The organism is Burkholderia sp. SCN-KJ, from assembly GCF_024656005.1.
Classification (GTDB): domain Bacteria; phylum Pseudomonadota; class Gammaproteobacteria; order Burkholderiales; family Burkholderiaceae; genus Burkholderia.
Genome location: NZ_JANKOG010000006.1, coordinates 296,514 through 313,031, shown reverse-complemented (window position 1 = coordinate 313,031; position 16,518 = coordinate 296,514). Strand labels below are relative to the sequence as shown.

Sequence of the window (16,518 nt, the reverse complement as noted above, 5' to 3'; positions counted from 1 at the left end):
CGACGGCGCGAACGTAGCGTGCGCTGAATTGTGAACATCCTACGCTGGCGCACGCGAAGCCGCAAAGCGCCCGTTGAACGCGGGCACTTTGCCGGATTCCGGCATGAACCGGCGCAGGGTTGCGGAATCAGAAACGCTCGACGTGATAGTCGCCGGCGAGCGCGGCGGGGCTGCGCTTCGCCATCATGCGCGAGAAGCCGTCCGCGAGACGCCCGAGCGCAAGCTGCTTCTGGCTCGCGTCCCAGTGCGTGTACGTGTCGTACGCGGTGTCGTCGAACGACACGGTGACGGCGACCGGGCGCCCGCTCGCGCGAAAGCCGATGTGCAGCACGCCGCCCGGCAACTCCTCGATGTGGTAACGCAACGAACGCGACTCGAAATAGCGGCCCAGCACCTGGGCGATCGCGCGCTTGTCGGGCGATTGCACGTGAATGTCCATGATGGTCCTCCTTTTGATGATCGCGCGGCCGGCCGCGGTTCGCTGCCCTCGCCCGGCATCCGCATCGGCGGCGGCTGCGACGGCGGATCGCCTTGCGGCAGGCCCGGGGGCACGGGCGGATCGAACGGATCGTCGTGCTCGGGCAGCGCCGGATCGGGATCGAAGTCGGGCGTCGGCTCCGGACGGTGCAGCATGGATCGTGTACTCATGTCGCTCCTGCGCGGCGGCTCGCGCGTGTCGATGGGTGCGGCGAGCGCGCGCAAGCGGCGTGCCTGCCCGGCGGGCAGCCGCGCACCGGTCATGCATCGTAGGCCGCCATCACCAGCCACAGCGTCCGCCCTTCGGCGGCGAGGCGCGCCGCGAGTGCGAACCGATCGGACGGCGCGCATCGCGCGGCGAGCGCCCGCCGTGCGCTTTCCGGCCCCGCGTAGACGGTAGGGTTCAGCTCGCGAACCTCGTCCTTCCCGTCGAACATGCGCCGCTCGGGCCGGTGGATCCGCGATTCGCGCTTCCATGTGTCGAAACGCTCGCGCACCTGACTGAAATCGCCGCCGCACACGTTCGCGTCGTAACGTATTCTTTCCCTGGGTTCATTCATCACGATGTCCTCTCGTCCACGCCGGCGGCGGGCCGGCCACGTGTCCGCCCGCCCGGCCGGCTCGACGGCTGCAAGCGTCATGCCGCCCGCGCCGCGCGGGCACGGTGCTTGCACCCCTCGTACCCGTAAGGAGGTTCGATCATGACCGCATCCGCCCCCGGTAGCCGAGACGCCGTGTCACCGGCTGCCAGCCCGCTCTCCCTGGCCACGTCGCGCAAGCCGTCCGACGACAAGACGGAAGAGCGCATCGACGAAGGGCTCGAGGAGACGTTCCCGGCCAGCGATCCGCCCGCCGTCGGCGGTGCGACCCGCATCGACCCCGCCAGGCCGTCCGGCAAACGCGAACGTCGCGCGCCCGACGCCCCGCAACCGCCCCGCGATCACGGCTGACGGCGGCACCCCGGCCCGCGATGCGCGGCAACGTAGCGTCGCCCGGCCGGCCCAACCGGAGTGAAGTGATGAAACGCATCGAACGTGCATGGCACGAAGTCAGCGGCGCCGCGGGCGTCGCGGCGCTCGCCGCGATCGAGAGTGCGCTGGTCCTCGCAATCGTCGTGATGACGGGCGTCGGCCACTGAGCGTCGCTCGCGGCCCCGCCGCGGCTGCCGCCGTGGAAGATGTACAAGGCGGCTGGCAAATTTCTCCGTGGCCCGGCCGCGCAGGCCCGGCCTGTGCCGATTGAACGCGGCACGCGTTCTGCTTCCATGTCGTCTCGTTCACGAAGGAGGCGTTCATGTATCGCGTCAATGAAATCATGTCGCGCGACGTAGTCTGCGTCGCGCCGACCGACACGATTCGCCATGCGGCCGAATTGATGCAGCGCTTCGACATCGGCGTGCTGCCGGTCTGCGATGACACCGGGCTCGTCGCGATCGTGACGGACCGCGACCTCGCAGTGCGAGCGCTGTCGCACGGGCATTCGTCCGATACCCCGGTGAAGGTGGTCGCATCCGCGCCGGTGCAGTGGTGCGTGGAGGACGACGGCGTCGGCGACGTCCAGCAGCGGATGGCCGACGTGCAGTTGCACCGGATGCCGGTGCTCGACGCCAATCACCAGATCGTCGGCATCGTGTCGCTGGGTGACATCGCGACACGCGCGGGCGGCCCGGCACGCGACGAGCTGGCGAACACGCTCGAGGACGTGTCCCTGCCGCGCCGCCGCTGACCGCGGCCCTCACCCGTGCGGCCCGCGCGCCGTGTGCGCCGCGCCGCTTCGACCAGGAGAACAGCGATGACAACGGACAGACCGTCGCGCACGCAGGCGCACATCGTCGGCGACCGCGGCCGTTCGGCCGGCGGGCCGGGGCCGGACGTGATGGCCGCCAGCACGCTGGAAGACGATCGCGTGCTGACGCTGGACGGCGACGACATCGGCAAGATCACGAACATCATGCTCGATATCCGCTCGGGCCGGATCGCGTATGCGGTCGTGTCGTCGGGCGGGTTGCTCGGGATCGGCGACAAGCTGCTCGCGGTGCCGTGGAACGTGCTGACGCTCGACGCCGGGCGCCGCTGCTTCGTGCTGCCCGTTTCGACCGAGCGCGTGCGCGACGCGCCCGGCTTCGAGAAAGACCGCTGGCCGAAAATGGCCGATCCCGCCTGGGCCGAGGGGCTGCACGCGTACTACGGCGCATCGCCGTACTGGCTGATCGAGGAAGGCGAAACGGTACTCGATGCGCCGCCCTTCGAGGCGTCGCCGGACGGCCCGGAAAGCGACACGCGACCGCACTGACGGACGCGCCGGGGCGCGCGGATCGCCGTGCGGATCAGTGCGCGGCCGCGATCGCACGCTCGAGTGCGCGCGCGGCGCTCAGGTGCGCCTTCAGCGTCGGCAGCGCGTTGGCCGCGAACGCGCGAAGCTGCCGGTCGTGGCCGTCGCGCGCCTCGGCTGAGTAGAGCCGGATCGCCGCGTCGTGCGCGTTCGGTCCCGCCAGCTCGATGTACCCCTTGTCGAACGCATGGCCATTCTTGCTTCGCAGCGCATTCACCGCCGGATCGACCAGCATCCGCGTCTGCACCGGCAAGCCCTTTTGCGCGCCGAGCCGGCGCAATTCCGCGGTCATGCGAACGTGATCGTCGATCATCCGGCGCGCGAAGGCCTTCACGCCCGGATTCGACGACCGGTCGAGCGCGAGCTGGCTCGCCTGCAGCTCCGTCTTGCCGACGATGCCCGCCTTGTCGATGAATTCGGCGTCGATGCCGCTCGGCCGCCGCGTCATGTCCGCCTCGTCGGCGGTCGGGCCGGGACTGACGACGCCCGGCGCGACCTGAACGGACGATGCCGGCGGCGCCTGCGCATGCGCCGGCGCGAACGCCGGCACGCGCAACACCGCGAGCGCACCCGATCCCAGCAGGCACACGATGGCGGCAACCGCGGCGGATCGGCGGAGATTCCTGTCGCTCGTTTTCATCCGGACCTCCGTATCGGTCGACGGATCGGCCCTGCCGAACGCGGCAACCCGGCCCGTCCGTCATGCGGGACGATGCGCGGACGCAGGAAATCGGTCCACGCGCCTTTGCTCCATACACCCTCGACACGCTCGATCGACAATGCGCCGGTTACCAACAGCGCGCCGCCTGGCGCGGGGTGCGCAGGCCGCCGTGCGTCAGCGATGCCGTCCGGCGGTCGACACGTCCACGATGACCCTGGCCAGCGTCGACATGTCGACCGGCTTGCACAGATACGCGTCGAAGCCGGCGGCCATCACGCGGTTCCGGTCCGCCGCACCCGCATGCGCGGTCACCGCGACGACGGGCAGGCTCCCGCTGCCGTTCGGCAAATGGCGGATGTGGTCGAGCAGCCAGAAGCCGTCGCCGTCCGGCATCGCTAGATCCGACAGCACGACGCTCGGAGGCTGCCGCGCGACCACGTCGAGCGCGTCGTGCCCCGATTGCGCGGTCGACACCTGCGCGCCGAGCGTTTCGAGCGCCGCCGCGAGGCTCGCGCGCGACGTCGCATCGTCATCGACCACCAGCACGCGCTGGCCGTCGAGCGCGACCGCCGTCGACGCACCGCTCGGCCGTAAAGGCTGGCCGTTCGGCACGTCGGCGTCACAGTCCACCGGCAGCATCACGGTCACGGTCGTGCCGCGCCCGGTGCCATCGCTCGCCGCCGTGACCTCGCCGCCGTGGAGCCGTGCGATGTTGCGCACGATCGACAGGCCGAGTCCGAGGCCGCGCTTGGGCGAGGCCGACGCGCCTTCCGGCCGGCTGAACGTATCGAACAGATGCGGCAGGCGTTCCGCCGAAATGCCCTGGCCGGTATCGGCGACCGACAGCCGCACGCGCGCGCCGGCCCGGGTCAGAGACACCTTGATGCTGCCGCCCGGCGGCGTGAACTTGATCGCGTTCGACAGCAGGTTCGACAGCATCTGGCGCACCCGCTCGCCGTCCGCGGAGATCACGCAGTTGGACATCGCGCACGCGGTCGACAGTTCGAGACCGTTCGCCTCCGCCGTCGCGCCGAGTTCGCGCACCGCCTCCCGCACGACGCGCACGAGATCGACGGGCGCGCGCTCGAGCCGCATCCGCCCCGTCGCGAGCGACGAGGCGTCGAGCAGGTCGCCGACCATCCGCGACAGCGAGCGCGCGCTGCGGTCGATCGCATCGATCGCCTGGTGAGCGAAGCTCTGGCCGTCGGCGCTGCGCATCACCTCGACCCAGCCGTAGATCACGTTCAGCGGCGTGCGCAGTTCATGCGATACGGTGGCGAGCAGTTCGTCCTTCAGCCGGTTCGACTCGTCGGCCTGCACGCGCGCGTCGCGGGCACCGCGTAACGAACGCAGGTTGCGCCGCTCGCTGCGGCGGCGTTCGCGCGCTTCGCGCAGCGTCATCGACAGGCCGGTGCAGTTGCCTTGCGCGTCGACGATCGGCGCCGCCACGAAGGTCGCGCGAAAGCGGCCGCCGTCGTGGCGCAGGCACAGAATGTCGAGCGGGCCTGCGGGCGGGCGCGCGTTCGCGAACGACGTGGGAACCGGATGCAAGCGCAGCCAGCGCGGCGCGATCAGCGTCGTGACGTCGTGCCCGATCACCGCCGCGGCATCGATGCCGAACAGGCGCCGCGCCGCCGGGTTCCAGCTCGTGATCCGCCGGACGGTATCGACGCCGACGATCGCGTCGGGCGACGCATCGACCACGCGGCGCAGCAGGATGTCGTCGAGCGAGCGCGACGCAGGCGCCGGTTCGCGGCGCGGCGGGCGTGCGCCGTTCTCTTCGGCATCCTCGGCGCCGCGCAGCCGATCGTTTGCGAGCAGCGGCTTGACGACCACCACGAGCACGCATTCGACGAAGGCGATCGCGACGAAGGCGCCGGCCTGCGCGAGCAGCGCGGGCAGCGGCACCCCGCGCCACCCCAACGCGCAGATCACGACCGCGCTCGCGGCGGTCGCGGCCAAGCCGCCGCCGAACGAGGTCAGCCAGGCCGCAGCCGCAACACCGGCGTAGAAAGGCAGCTGTGCAAACGGTGCATGCACGCCGACGACGTGCATCGCCCACGCCTGCAGCGCGGACGCCGCCCCGACGGCCAGCACGACCCATGCGCCCTGCCGGAACAATTCACGGGTAGAGATCCTCATCGTTTCCCTGCATCGCCCCGGCGACCGTCGCTCGACGGCTCCCGCCTCGGCGGTCGGCATGCCGTCGAGCGTTCGGGGGCGAGCCTAAGGGCCGGCGCAACGCGCGTACCCGCGGCACGGCCGCGCGGCGGCTTCGCCGCGCAGCCGCGCCGCGCGGGCCGCCGCGTCGCGTCGCTCGGCCGCCCTGCCGCGTTTGCGCGGCATGCGGGGTGTTGCCGACTGGCGATTTTTCCTCAGACGGCTGCAAAAAAGCATCAGCAGGCGGCGCCGGCTGCCGCCGGTCGGCATCGTGCCCCTGTGATCGCGTATTTCTTCGATCCGCGCACCGGACATTGTAAATTTCTAAATCGCGGCACCTTCCGTGCGGTTTCGCTGTCGATGATAGATATTGCAATGAAGGGGATGTGCGGTGCCGATTTTCAAAACGGCCCGCCGACGCTTATGGCTGAATCCGCAAACCGTCCGAAGCAAGGCGCCGACCCGCGCCGGCTGTCCGGCCGATCCGCGGCGATGCGCACGCTGCTCGGCCGTATCGAGAAAATCGCTCCGACCCGCGCCAGCGTGATGATTGCCGGCGAAAGCGGGGTCGGCAAGGATATCGTCGCGCGCCGGCTGCACGACCTCAGCGCGCGACGCGACGGGCCGTTCGTGCCCGTCAACTGCGGCGCGATTCCGGCGGACATCGCCGAAGCGCAATTGTTCGGTCACGAAAAAGGCAGCTTCACCGGCGCGATCGCGCAACGGGAGGGTTTTTTCGAAGCCGCATGCGGCGGCACGCTGCTGCTCGACGAGATCGCGGAGATGCCCGCGTCGCTGCAGGTGAAGCTGCTGCGGGCGCTCGAATCGAACACGATCGTGCGGGTCGGCGGCACCGAGTCGATTCCGCTCGACGTGCGCATCCTGTCGGCGACCCGCCACAATCCGGCCGATGCCGTGCGCGACGGCCGGCTGCGCGAGGACCTGTTCTACCGTCTCGCCGCGTTCGCGCTGTATGTGCCGCCGCTGCGCCAGCGCAGCGGCGACGTCGAGGCGATCGCGCATGAGTTCGTCGATGCGCTCAACGCGCGGCACCGCTCGCACAAGCGGCTGACCGACGCGGCGATCGCCGCGCTGCGCGCTTATTCGTGGCCCGGCAACGTGCGCGAGCTGCACAACACGATCGAGCGCGCGTACATCCTCGCGGACGACGGTATCGACGTCGCGTTGCCGAAGCCGGCCGTGCCGCCCGACTACACGTCGGACGACGCGATGGCGCTGCCGCTCGGCGCAACGCTGCATCATGCGCAGCAACGTTTCATCGCCGCGACGCTGCAGCACTTCGACGGCGACAAGCCGCAAGCCGCGAAAGCGCTCGGCATCAGCCTGAAGACGCTCTACAACCGGCTTGCGCTGATGCGCGACGACGGCCGCCCCTGAGCGCCGCCGCGCGCCGCGGCCCGCCCTCCGTCAACCGGCGCAGGTCATGCGACCTTGAACTGCCCGACCGTCGTCGCGAGCGCGTTCGCCTGCGTCTGCAGCGCGGTCGCGGCCGCGGTCGACTGTTCGACGAGCGCCGCGTTCTGCTGCACCATTTCGTCGAGCTGGGTGACCGCGCGGTTCACTTCCTGGATGCCGCGCGTCTGCTCGTCCGCCGCGTGCGTGATCTCGGAGATGATCGTCGTCACGTTGGCGACGTTCGACACGATCTCGCGCATCGTCTCGCCGGCCTGGCGCACCTGCCCCGACCCGGCCGACACGCTTGCCACCGTCGATTCGACCAGCACCTTCACCTCGCGCGCGGCCTGCGCGCTGCGTTGCGCGAGACTGCGCACTTCCTGCGCGACGACCGCGAAGCCACGGCCCTGCTCGCCGGCACGCGCCGCTTCGACGGCCGCGTTCAGCGCGAGGATGTTGGTCTGGAACGCGATCCCGTCGATCACGCCGATGATGTCGCCGATCCGGCCCGACGCTTCCTCGATCTTCTCCATCGTCGACACGACGTCCGATACGACCACGCCGCCGTGCGACGCGATCCGCGACGCCGCGGCCGCGCGTTCGTCGGCCTGGCCGGCAGCGGCCGCCGACTGGCCGACCGTCGCGGTGATCTCTTCCATCGACGCGGCCGTTTCCTCAAGGCTCGCCGCCGCCGATTCGGTGCGCGACGACAGGTCCTGGTTGCCCGCGGCGATTTCGTTCGCGGCCGTGCGCACCGATTCGCTCGCGTCGCGAATCTGCCGCATCACGTCGTTCAGCTTGTCGACGAAGCTGTTGAACGAGCGCGCGATATCGGCCACCTCGTCGCGGCCGTCGGCCGGCAGGCGCTGCGTCAGGTCGCCCGTGCCCGAGCCGATCGACGCCATCGCCTGACGCACCTGAGACAGGCGGCGGAACGCGGTCGTCGTGATCGCGCCGACGATCAGCGACGCGACGCCGACGATCACCACCAGCGTGATCAGCGACGCGGTCAGCAGCGAGCGCATCCCGGCCGTCGCTTCCGATTTGTCGAGCAGGACCAGCGCGTACCAGTCGGTGCCCGGCACGGCTTGCGCGCGCACCAGCTTCGCGTCGCCGCCGACGTGCACTTCGACCGGCGCGCTCGACGCCGCCAGCGTCGCGGCGCTCATGCCGCCGAGGTCGGGCGACACGTCGGCGACCGGCTTCAGCGTGAGCTTCGCGTCAGGATGCGCGACGACGTGGCCGCTGCTGTCGATCAACATCCCGAAGCTCGCGGGCGTCGGGTGGATCGACTTCACGTTCGCGATCACGCTGTCCATCGCGACGTCGGCAGCGACGACGCCCTTCAGTGCACCGTCGCGCAGGATCGGCACCGCGAACGTGACGACCAGGTTGCCGGTGCCCGCATCGACGTACGGCGGCGTGACGACCGGCTTGCCGGCCTGGGCGGCCTGCTTGTACCACGGACGGCCGGTCGGGTCGTAGTCGGGCGGGATGCCGGTCGGGTCGGAGAAATGGAACACCTTGTCGGCATAGCCCGCGTAGACGTTCGTGAAGCCGCCCGCCGCGGCCATCTGCTTGAACACCGGCAGCGGATCGGGCGACAGCGCGGCGTCCTGCAACGACGCGATCATCCGGCTTTTCGTCGCGACCCAGTCGCCGATCCCGACCACGTGGCCGCTCGCGACGGATGTCAGGTTGCGGTCGATCGCGTCGTCGTTGTACGCGTGCGCGATGAAGTAATTGATCAGCGTGGTGGCGACGAGCGCGAACACGACGATGGCGACGCACGCGGCTAGGATGCGGGTGCGGATGGACGAGAACATGGCAACGACTCGGTAAGGGAGCGCGAACGCCCGGTGGACGAATTCACCGGGTAAACGGCATCCGCGCCGCTTACTTGAGGCCGTTGTGTCGATTCGGTCAAATATATGAATAAAGGCGCGACCGGCAGGCAGGCGCGTTGCCGGTACGCATGCGTGCAGCGGTGCTGGTGCCGGAGGCGCGCGCGGCGCTCAGGGGCCTGCCGCTGTCATGAGGCACCGCGGCGCCGGTCGTGCTCCTCGTCCCTTACAGACGCCGGCCGGTACGCGTATCCGGCTCGTCGCGCGGCGTACTGGCCGGCGTGTCGCGCTCGAGTTCGTCCTGCCTGCGCATCCGTTCGCGCAGGTGGCGGATCGCGAACACGTGGATGTAATCGTGCACGCGGGCATCGGACGACAGCGCTCGCACTTCATCGTCGAGCATCGTGCGCAACTGATCGGCGCCGATCGCGCGCTCTGCGGCGACGGCCTTCAAGGCATCAAGCAAATTGTCCTGTGACATCGACGGGCTCCTGACGGTCGAGGAACGAAAGGAAAAATGACGCTACCGGCAGATTAAAGGCTGGACAGCCGCCCGGCGTACGATGCGCCGAAGCGTGGTTGCGCGCGATCAACGGCACCTTGCGTGCCGCCGCGCCGATCCGTCGCCGGACCGGCCCGCGCGCAGGGTTCGCGGCGCCCGTGGCCCGCGAACGACTGGAAGGATTGTCACGCCACCCCGAGGCGCGGCACCGCCGATCGCGCGGACGATGAACCGTCGCGCAACGCCGATGCAGTGTGGGACCTTAGACCGGCGAAAGTCCTGCGTCAAGCGACGCATGCCGGCCGCGATTCGTCTGTTCGAATGCACCGGATCGGGGCGCCGCACATCGCGCCTGCCCGCTGCCCGCCTCGCGCCGCAGCGGCCGCTCGCCGGTCCGGCGTGTCAGCGGATTCCGATACCTCGCACGCAATGTCTGACAGCGACTTCAGCACGCACCGATTGGCAGCGCAGCTTCCGCGGCGGATACTGATGCCATGAACGATGCGTTCATACCCGGTCATCGCTCAGCCGGCCCTCGAGCCGGCACGCGGGGTCGGGCGCAGGGAGACCAATCATGATTCATCGCAACTTCCCGGCGCGGGACGGACAGCGGCGCACGCGCACGCTGTCCGCGCCCGCCGTGCCGGCCGTAATCCGCCCGCTCGAAGATCTCGACGCATTACTTGCACTCGCGCGCGAATCGGGCTTGCTCGTCACGCTCGACGGGCAGATCGGCCGCGAAAAATACCAGAGCGTCGCGGGATCGGTGCTCGCGCTGCAGCGGTTCGCCGCGGCGCTCCGCGCGCGGGCCGGTGCCGGCGCAACGGTCATCGTGAGGCCGCGCCGCAAGACGCGCCCCGGCTGGCCGCGGCTGCGCAATCGCACGCTGGGCGGACAAGGCCGACTGCATGGCGTGCGTCGCGATGCACGCGTCTGCCGCGCCGCGCATCGCCAGCGCGACCTGCGAGCGCCTCGCGCCGCGTAAAGGCCTGAACGCGGGGACTGAACGCAAGGCCGTTACGCAGCCGACGCCGCACGCGGCCGCGTGAGGGCTGCGGCATCGCGCCGGACGCGCAGCGCATGCCGCGATCCACACCGAATCCGCGATCGCTCGATCGCGTGGCATCACGCGCCGTTCCATACGGCGACATCGACGAAGACAATCCCTGCGAGGAAAAGAGTCTGCACGGGGCCAGGAAAGCGGACGGGGTGCAATGCACCCCGTCCGTTGTCCAAGGCAGCCGCAGGCTGCCTACCCTCGTGCCGGAGAGTTCGTGATCGACCGATGCGCGACGCGCTGCGCGGCACGGCTACGGAAATCGGCTGAATCGCAACGGCATCGGACACGCGCCGGTTCGCGCGATTCCGGACCGACGTGTCGGATCGCGGCGTCGGGTACGGACGACAGACCATCCGCCGCATGCACACGCACGTCATGTGACTGTCTCATGCGAAGCGCGCGACGTTTCTGATGCAGGTCAACGAAAGGCCGCTTCGCATTCGTCGCAGCGCAATCTTCACGCGGCCTCGCGCACGAGCAGCACCGGCACCTGCGCGAGATGCGCGACCCGGCGCGCCACGCTGCCGATCAGCCAGGCCGCGATGCCGCGCCGGCCGTGCGTGCCGACCACCAGCAGTTCCGCATGCCAGTGCACCGCGTCGCGCATCAGTGCATGGGCGACGTCGTCGCTGGTCGGACGGGTTTCGACGATGCCGCGCTTGGTCGGGTTCCCCGTTGCATGGAACAGCGGGCCGATCCGCGCCAGCGCCTCCTCGCCCTCCGCGCGATATGCATCCTCGAGCGCGCGCACCGGCACGAGATCCGTCAGACGAACCGCGCGATCGACGACATAGGCCGCGTACAGCAGCGTCGTCGGCACCGCGAAGCCGAGCCCGACGCGCACCGCGTGCAGCGACGGCTCGCTGCCGTCGACCGCGAACATCAGGCGCTGCAGCGGCCCGTCCGACGGCCGCACATAGTCGGCGGGCACGATCAGCAGCGCGCAGCGTGCGCGCGCGGCCAGCGTGTCGGACACCGCCCCCTCGACGAGCCGCAGCAGCCCATGGTGCGGATTGGCGCCGACCACGAGCACGTCGGCGCGCCATGCCGACGTGTCGTTCGCGAGTGCATCGGCCACCGTGCCGCCCGTGAGCGACGTATCGATGATCGTCTGCTCGATCCCCACGCCGCTGCCGGCGAACAGTGCCGCGATGCGTTCGAGCGTCGCCTGCGCTTCGCGCGTCATCTCCTCGCGCGCGGAGGTCAGCAGCGCGTCGACGCGCGGGATGTCGGGCAGCACGAGACGCGGATTGTCGATCGCGCAGACGATGCGCACCTGCATGCCGGGACGCAACAGCGTGCGCGTGTAGCGCGCGGCGGACAGCGACTCCGGCGTCAGATCGACGGCCAGCGAGATCCGCGCGAGCGGCGCGATGGTCGGGGTGGATGGCATGGCGAAAGCCTCCTTGCGGACGCGTCGTCGCGAACGACGACCGGAGCTTCGCGCGGGCAGCGGCGAACGACGAATGGCGGACGGACGGCCGACGCGGTCGCGCGGATCGGCGTGCGGCCACGCGAAGCGCGGACAAGCGATTCAGACAGCATATGTCGTCCGGCCCGCACGTGCATGATCGCGATCAATACCCATGCGGGCCGCGATGCGTCGCGCACGCCTGTGCGGCGCGCGGCGCGGCGACTTTCGGCCGGTTGGCTTACGACTTCGTCGACGCGGGCGCGCCCGCCCGGTTCGCATGGAACACCGCGTATGCGATGCCGAGCAGCACGATCCACACCGGGCCGATCACGAGCGCGACGCGCGTATCCGGCGAGAACGCCATCAGCACGACGACCAGCGCGAGAAACCCGAGTGCGACGAACGAGCCGAGCGGATAGAACGGCACGCGGATCGGCAGGCGCGCGATCCTGTCGGCCGACAGCGTGCGGCGAAAGCGCATCTGCGCGATCAGGATCACGCACCACGTCCAGATCGCACCGAACGTCGACACCGACGTCAGCCATGTGAACACGTGCTGCGGCGCGAGATAGTTGAGCAGCACGCCGATCAGCAGCAGCGCGACCGACACGGCCACGCCGTACACGGGCACGCCGTTGCGATTCACGCGGCCGAGCATGGCCGGCGCCTGGCCCTGCTGCGCGAGGTTGTAGAGCATCCGCGCGGTGCTGAACAGGCCGCTGTTGCACGACGACAGCGCCGCGGTCAGCACGACGAAGTTGATGATGCCGGCGGCGGCCGGGATCCCGAGCCGCGAGAACGTCATCACGAACGGGCTGCCCTGCGTGCCGATCTGGTCCCACGGATAGAGCGACATGATCACGAACAGCGCGCCGATGTAGAAGATCAGCACGCGCCAGAACACCGAGTTCACCGCCTTCGTCAGCGACTTCTCCGGATTGCGCGCCTCGCCGGCCGTGAGGCCGAGCATCTCGACGCCGAGATACGCGAACATCACGATCGGCAGCGCGCCGATCACGCCGTCGATGCCGTTCGGCATGAAGCCGCCATGGGCCCACAGGTTCGAGATGCCCGTCGCGACGCCGCCGTTACCGATGCCGAACGCGATCATGAGGCCGCCGCCGACGATCATCAGCACGATCGTGACGATCTTGATCAGCGCGAACCAGAACTCGAATTCGCCGTACAGCTTGACCGCGATGAAGTTCACCGCGCCCATCGCCGTGAGCGCCGCCAGCGCCCAGACCCAGTTCGGCACGCCGGGGAACCACATGTGCATGTAGACGCCCACCGCGGTGATTTCCGCCATGCAGGTGACGATCCACACGAACCAGTAGGTCCAGCCGGTCAGGTAGCCCGCGAGCGGGCCGAGGTAGTCGCGCGCATAGCGGCTGAAGGCGCCGGCGACCGGATTGGTGATCGCCATTTCGCCGAGCGCGCGCATGATCAGGAAAATCGCGATGCCGCCCAGCAGGTAGGTCAGCAGGATGGCCGGGCCGGCCGTGCGGATCGCGGCGGCCGAGCCGAGGAACAGGCCGACGCCGATCGTCGCGCCGAGCGCCATCAGGTTGATGTGCCGCTCTTCCAGCCCGCGGTGCAGCTGGTCTTCTGGTTGTTTCAAGTCCGTCTCCTGGCAGCCGCGAACGGGCCGCCGTCATTGTCGATGTCAATGCGCGACCGTTCATGCCGATACCGGCAAACCGAAAACGAAAAATCCCCGCTACCGTTTTTCTGATGAAAAACGCTGCGGATACTGCGTCACTCCGATTGGAATTACCGTTGATTATCGGCATTTTCCGGAACAATCCGGAAAACGGATCGGGCCTTTCACGGAATACGCCCATGCGGCCCGTGCGACACGGCTGTGAGCGTGGCAGGCGGCAACGGGATCAATCGCTTTCGGCGCGAACGAACGCGCGTCGAATGTGCGCAATCAAGCGCACGCAATATGCAGGCGGGATTATAAGAATAATCGGAGGTTTCGCGCCAGCCGATTTTCCCGGAAATGGGAAGCGTGAAATCGGAGGCGAAATCGGCATGTGCGCGGCATTCCGCGCGCGACTCACTTCGACAACGTCGCGCGCACCGTATATTCGCCCGCGAGCGCCGCATGTTCCGGCCGCACGAAATACCTCGATGAATCGAGATCGGCCGGCAGCGGCTCGACCGGATAGCCGTGCTTCTCCCACGCGTCGAGGCCGCCCTTCAGCGCCTTGATGTTGTGCAGCATCTTCTTGCGCTGCATCTTCGCGATCAGGCGCTTCGCGGTCGCCTCGTTCGGGCACACGCAATACACGACGATCGGCCGCTTCAGCAACTCCGGATCCAGCAGGTCCGGCGAATCGAGATCGACCGGCACCGCACCGGCAATCCGGTACGGCTCGCGTTCGCGGATCGCGCGCGGCCGCGCATCGAAGATCAGCGGCGGCTCGTTCGACGTCATCATCTCGACGAGTTGCGGCGGGGAAATGCGCACCTGCGCGAGGTAGCGGCGAAACTGCACGCGGCGCACCCAGCGGTACAGCAGGAACGTGATGAAGATCGCGAGGAACGCGTCGAGGATCGTGCCGCCGCTCGCGCGCACCCACAGCACGAACTGGACGATCTGGTCGTGCACGGCCGCGCCGCCGATGAGCCAGAACGCGGCCCACAGCGACGCGCCGGCCAGATCCCAGAACAGGAACACGCCGACGCCGATCGCGGTCGTTCCGAGCAGCGGCGCCGACACGAGGCCGAGGCCAGGCAGGAATTTGGAGAGGACGAGCAGCGGCGCGCCGTATCTTTCGAATACATTACGCGCGAAGCGCAGCGTCGTGTCGAGCGACAGCGAGAATCGCACGAGCCCGTTCAGCAGTCGCCGGCCGCGCGTGCGGCCCATGAAGAACCACAGCGAATCGGCGAGCATCGCCGCACCGATCGCCGCCGCAAACATGCTCGCCCAGGACGCCTGCCCCATCGCCGCCATCGTACCGCCGAGGATCAGCATCGGCACGGCCGGCACCGGCACGCCGAGCTGCGTGATCAGTACGCTCGCGAACACGGCCCACGGGCCGAGCGACGAGGGAATCGCGATGGGAAAGTGCCACACGGCGGCGCTCCTGGAAGACATGCGGACCGTGCGACGGGGGCGGCCGTCGATACGGCAAGCAGCGATCGCCGCGGCACGTCCGCGGCCGATCCTGCACCACCGTGCATTCTAAACGGGTTTGGCCGGGGCCGCGTGGAACGACTGTCGTCGAAAGCGGTTCGGGGCGGCCGGCATGGCCGCCGGCGCACTCATGCGTCGGAGCGCTGCGCGAGCCCCGCGACGTATTCCGCATACTCGGGGAACGCGGCGGCCAGCGCCGTCGCGTCCGCGAGTTCGAATTCCGCAAACTCGAACCCCGGCGCGACCGTGCAGCCGACGAGCGCGACGTGCTCCGGCGACGCGCAGCGCGCGCCGAACCAGCGCCCGGCCGGCACGACCGCCTGGAATACGGTGCCCGGGTGCGTGAGCGGGTTGCCGAGCCGGTGGATCGTCAGGCCGTCGCGCTCGTCGAGCACCCACACTTCGAGCGGATCGCCCGCGTAGAAATGCCAGACTTCGTCGGAACGGATCCGATGCCACGACGAATACGCACCGTCGCACAACAGGTAGTAGATCGCGGTCGACGCCGCACGCGGCGCGCCGTCGGCCGGACGCACGACCGTATCGGCCGCGCGGTAGGTTTCCCGGAAATAGCCGCCCTCGGGGTGCGGTTGCAGATCGAACTGTTGAATCAGGTCGGCGGCGGAGATCGGCATGGCGGATGACGTCGGTGAAGGAGTGAACCGGACACGCGACGCACGGCCCGTCCGATCGACGATGCGATCGGCCGACGTCGCGTGCCGCTGCGTCGATCGCCGCGGCCATGCACGCGGCGACCGGGTCGCGCGCGGAACGCGGCGCGCGACGATGAAGCGAACGCCGGTCGATGCTGCCAGAAGTGCGGGCCACGATGCAACCGGCGCGACGTGACACCGCCGTTGCGGCGCAGCGGATGCGCGGCATGGCGATCGATGCAACGGACGAACCATCGAACCCACATCACGCCGGCGTCCGCGCGGCAGCCCCGTGCCCGCCGCCGCTCACGCGTCGGTGCCGTACCGCCCCGTCACGCGGTCGCCGCCGCGGCCGGCTCGTCGTGCCGCACCAGCAGCACGGGCCGGTCGGCCGCGCGCAGCAGCGATTCCGCGACACTGCCGAGCAGCAGTCGGCGCAGGCCGTGACGCCCGCTCGTCCCCATCACGATCAGATCCGCGCCGACCTCGGCCGCCGTGCGCATCAGCACTGCGGCAACATCCTCGCCGTACGCGTCGATCGCGCGTACGGTGCCCGCCACTTGCCGCTGCGCGAGCGCTGCTTTCGCGTCGTCGAGCACGGGTGTCGCCGCAGCGGTTGCCGCCGCGTCGCCATCGCGTTCGGCCGCAAATCCCGCATCGACGTCGACGAGCTGCGGCCGGTGCTCGACGACATACGCGCACGTGACCTCGCCGCCGGATGCCGCCGCGATCCGGATTGCCTCGTTCAGCGCGAGACGCGCACTCGGGCTGCCATCGAGCCCGACGAAAATCCGCTTGTACATGGTCCCCCCTCCGACCGGGCACCCGTCGCGCATCGCGCAAACGGCGTCC

The 16,518-nt window shown here is 69.4% G+C and carries 16 protein-coding genes; 5 read left to right on the top strand and 11 right to left on the bottom strand.

What is annotated here, in order from left to right; genetic code table 11:
- Nucleotides 1–127: 127 nt before the first annotated feature.
- Complete coding sequence (locus tag NQV17_RS13015) at nt 128–439, bottom strand: hypothetical protein (protein ID WP_044843100.1); 312 nt, start codon at nt 437–439, stop codon at nt 128–130.
- 298 nt (nt 440–737) lie between these two features.
- The gene (locus NQV17_RS13010; RefSeq protein WP_124551063.1) at nt 738–1,037 is read right to left on the bottom strand and encodes a hypothetical protein; all 300 of its coding nucleotides are present in this window, start codon (nt 1,035–1,037) and stop codon (nt 738–740) included.
- 141 nt (nt 1,038–1,178) lie between these two features.
- Between NQV17_RS13010 and NQV17_RS13005 the strand changes: the two genes are divergently transcribed.
- From NQV17_RS13005 to NQV17_RS12995, 3 genes are all read left to right on the top strand, one after another.
- On the top strand, nt 1,179–1,427 hold the full coding sequence (locus NQV17_RS13005) for a hypothetical protein (RefSeq protein WP_257772587.1): 249 nt from the start codon (nt 1,179–1,181) through the stop codon (nt 1,425–1,427).
- A gap of 343 nt (nt 1,428–1,770) precedes the next feature.
- Complete coding sequence (locus NQV17_RS13000; protein ID WP_044843097.1) at nt 1,771–2,202, top strand: CBS domain-containing protein; 432 nt, start codon at nt 1,771–1,773, stop codon at nt 2,200–2,202.
- A 66-nt stretch (nt 2,203–2,268) separates the two neighbouring features.
- Nucleotides 2,269–2,769, top strand: a complete 501-nt coding sequence (locus NQV17_RS12995) for a PRC-barrel domain-containing protein (RefSeq protein WP_257772586.1) — start codon at nt 2,269–2,271, stop codon at nt 2,767–2,769.
- Between the two features lie 34 nt (nt 2,770–2,803).
- Here the strand turns inward: NQV17_RS12995 and NQV17_RS12990 are convergent, their stop codons facing one another.
- Together NQV17_RS12990 and NQV17_RS12985 are read right to left on the bottom strand one after the other, a co-directional pair.
- The gene (locus tag NQV17_RS12990; protein WP_257772585.1) at nt 2,804–3,448 is read right to left on the bottom strand and encodes a DUF4142 domain-containing protein; all 645 of its coding nucleotides are present in this window, start codon (nt 3,446–3,448) and stop codon (nt 2,804–2,806) included.
- Between the two features lie 195 nt (nt 3,449–3,643).
- Complete coding sequence (locus NQV17_RS12985; RefSeq protein ID WP_257772584.1) at nt 3,644–5,611, bottom strand: ATP-binding protein; 1,968 nt, start codon at nt 5,609–5,611, stop codon at nt 3,644–3,646.
- Between the two features lie 378 nt (nt 5,612–5,989).
- On the opposite strand from NQV17_RS12985, the gene NQV17_RS12980 reads away from it, so the two are divergent.
- On the top strand, nt 5,990–7,027 hold the full coding sequence (locus tag NQV17_RS12980) for a sigma-54-dependent Fis family transcriptional regulator (protein ID WP_257772628.1): 1,038 nt from the start codon (nt 5,990–5,992) through the stop codon (nt 7,025–7,027).
- A gap of 44 nt (nt 7,028–7,071) precedes the next feature.
- Here NQV17_RS12980 and NQV17_RS12975 read toward each other — a convergent pair whose 3' ends face one another.
- The gene (locus NQV17_RS12975) at nt 7,072–8,871 is read right to left on the bottom strand and encodes a methyl-accepting chemotaxis protein (RefSeq protein ID WP_257772583.1); all 1,800 of its coding nucleotides are present in this window, start codon (nt 8,869–8,871) and stop codon (nt 7,072–7,074) included.
- Nucleotides 8,872–9,115: 244 nt separating this feature from the next.
- Nucleotides 9,116–9,370 (bottom strand): DUF3562 domain-containing protein, encoded by a 255-nt coding sequence (locus tag NQV17_RS12970; protein ID WP_124484851.1) that lies wholly within the window; start codon nt 9,368–9,370, stop codon nt 9,116–9,118.
- Between the two features lie 595 nt (nt 9,371–9,965).
- Here NQV17_RS12970 and NQV17_RS12965 point away from each other — a divergent pair.
- Nucleotides 9,966–10,376 (top strand): hypothetical protein, encoded by a 411-nt coding sequence (locus NQV17_RS12965; RefSeq protein ID WP_257772582.1) that lies wholly within the window; start codon nt 9,966–9,968, stop codon nt 10,374–10,376.
- Between the two features lie 532 nt (nt 10,377–10,908).
- On the opposite strand, the gene NQV17_RS12960 is transcribed toward NQV17_RS12965, so the two are convergent.
- The 5 genes from NQV17_RS12960 to NQV17_RS12940 form a co-directional block, all read right to left on the bottom strand.
- The gene (locus NQV17_RS12960) at nt 10,909–11,844 is read right to left on the bottom strand and encodes a universal stress protein (protein WP_257772581.1); all 936 of its coding nucleotides are present in this window, start codon (nt 11,842–11,844) and stop codon (nt 10,909–10,911) included.
- 259 nt (nt 11,845–12,103) lie between these two features.
- Nucleotides 12,104–13,486 (bottom strand): amino acid permease, encoded by a 1,383-nt coding sequence (locus NQV17_RS12955; protein WP_257772580.1) that lies wholly within the window; start codon nt 13,484–13,486, stop codon nt 12,104–12,106.
- Between the two features lie 441 nt (nt 13,487–13,927).
- The gene (locus NQV17_RS12950; protein WP_257772579.1) at nt 13,928–14,953 is read right to left on the bottom strand and encodes a DedA family protein/thiosulfate sulfurtransferase GlpE; all 1,026 of its coding nucleotides are present in this window, start codon (nt 14,951–14,953) and stop codon (nt 13,928–13,930) included.
- A 188-nt stretch (nt 14,954–15,141) separates the two neighbouring features.
- Nucleotides 15,142–15,648, bottom strand: coding sequence for a cupin domain-containing protein (locus tag NQV17_RS12945; RefSeq protein ID WP_257772578.1), 507 nt, complete (start codon nt 15,646–15,648; stop codon nt 15,142–15,144).
- A gap of 350 nt (nt 15,649–15,998) precedes the next feature.
- On the bottom strand, nt 15,999–16,469 hold the full coding sequence (locus NQV17_RS12940; RefSeq protein ID WP_124484858.1) for a universal stress protein: 471 nt from the start codon (nt 16,467–16,469) through the stop codon (nt 15,999–16,001).
- Nucleotides 16,470–16,518: the final 49 nt, after the last annotated feature.

What these genes read in the sequence shown, in the direction of transcription:
- NQV17_RS12945 (WP_257772578.1), bottom strand. Translation starts at nt 15,648, where the DNA reads ATGCCGATCTCCGCCGCCGACCTGATTCAACAGTTCGATCTGCAACCG.
- NQV17_RS13005 (WP_257772587.1), top strand. Translation starts at nt 1,179, where the DNA reads ATGACCGCATCCGCCCCCGGTAGCCGAGACGCCGTGTCACCGGCTGCC.
- NQV17_RS12960 (WP_257772581.1), bottom strand. Translation starts at nt 11,844, where the DNA reads ATGCCATCCACCCCGACCATCGCGCCGCTCGCGCGGATCTCGCTGGCC.
- NQV17_RS12970 (WP_124484851.1), bottom strand. Translation starts at nt 9,370, where the DNA reads ATGTCACAGGACAATTTGCTTGATGCCTTGAAGGCCGTCGCCGCAGAG.
- NQV17_RS12975 (WP_257772583.1), bottom strand. Translation starts at nt 8,871, where the DNA reads ATGTTCTCGTCCATCCGCACCCGCATCCTAGCCGCGTGCGTCGCCATC.
- NQV17_RS12980 (WP_257772628.1), top strand. Translation starts at nt 5,990, where the DNA reads ATGATAGATATTGCAATGAAGGGGATGTGCGGTGCCGATTTTCAAAAC.
- NQV17_RS12985 (WP_257772584.1), bottom strand. Translation starts at nt 5,611, where the DNA reads ATGAGGATCTCTACCCGTGAATTGTTCCGGCAGGGCGCATGGGTCGTG.
- NQV17_RS12965 (WP_257772582.1), top strand. Translation starts at nt 9,966, where the DNA reads ATGATTCATCGCAACTTCCCGGCGCGGGACGGACAGCGGCGCACGCGC.
- NQV17_RS12990 (WP_257772585.1), bottom strand. Translation starts at nt 3,448, where the DNA reads ATGAAAACGAGCGACAGGAATCTCCGCCGATCCGCCGCGGTTGCCGCC.
- NQV17_RS13000 (WP_044843097.1), top strand. Translation starts at nt 1,771, where the DNA reads ATGTATCGCGTCAATGAAATCATGTCGCGCGACGTAGTCTGCGTCGCG.
- NQV17_RS12940 (WP_124484858.1), bottom strand. Translation starts at nt 16,469, where the DNA reads ATGTACAAGCGGATTTTCGTCGGGCTCGATGGCAGCCCGAGTGCGCGT.
- NQV17_RS12995 (WP_257772586.1), top strand. Translation starts at nt 2,269, where the DNA reads ATGACAACGGACAGACCGTCGCGCACGCAGGCGCACATCGTCGGCGAC.
- NQV17_RS13010 (WP_124551063.1), bottom strand. Translation starts at nt 1,037, where the DNA reads ATGAATGAACCCAGGGAAAGAATACGTTACGACGCGAACGTGTGCGGC.
- NQV17_RS13015 (WP_044843100.1), bottom strand. Translation starts at nt 439, where the DNA reads ATGGACATTCACGTGCAATCGCCCGACAAGCGCGCGATCGCCCAGGTG.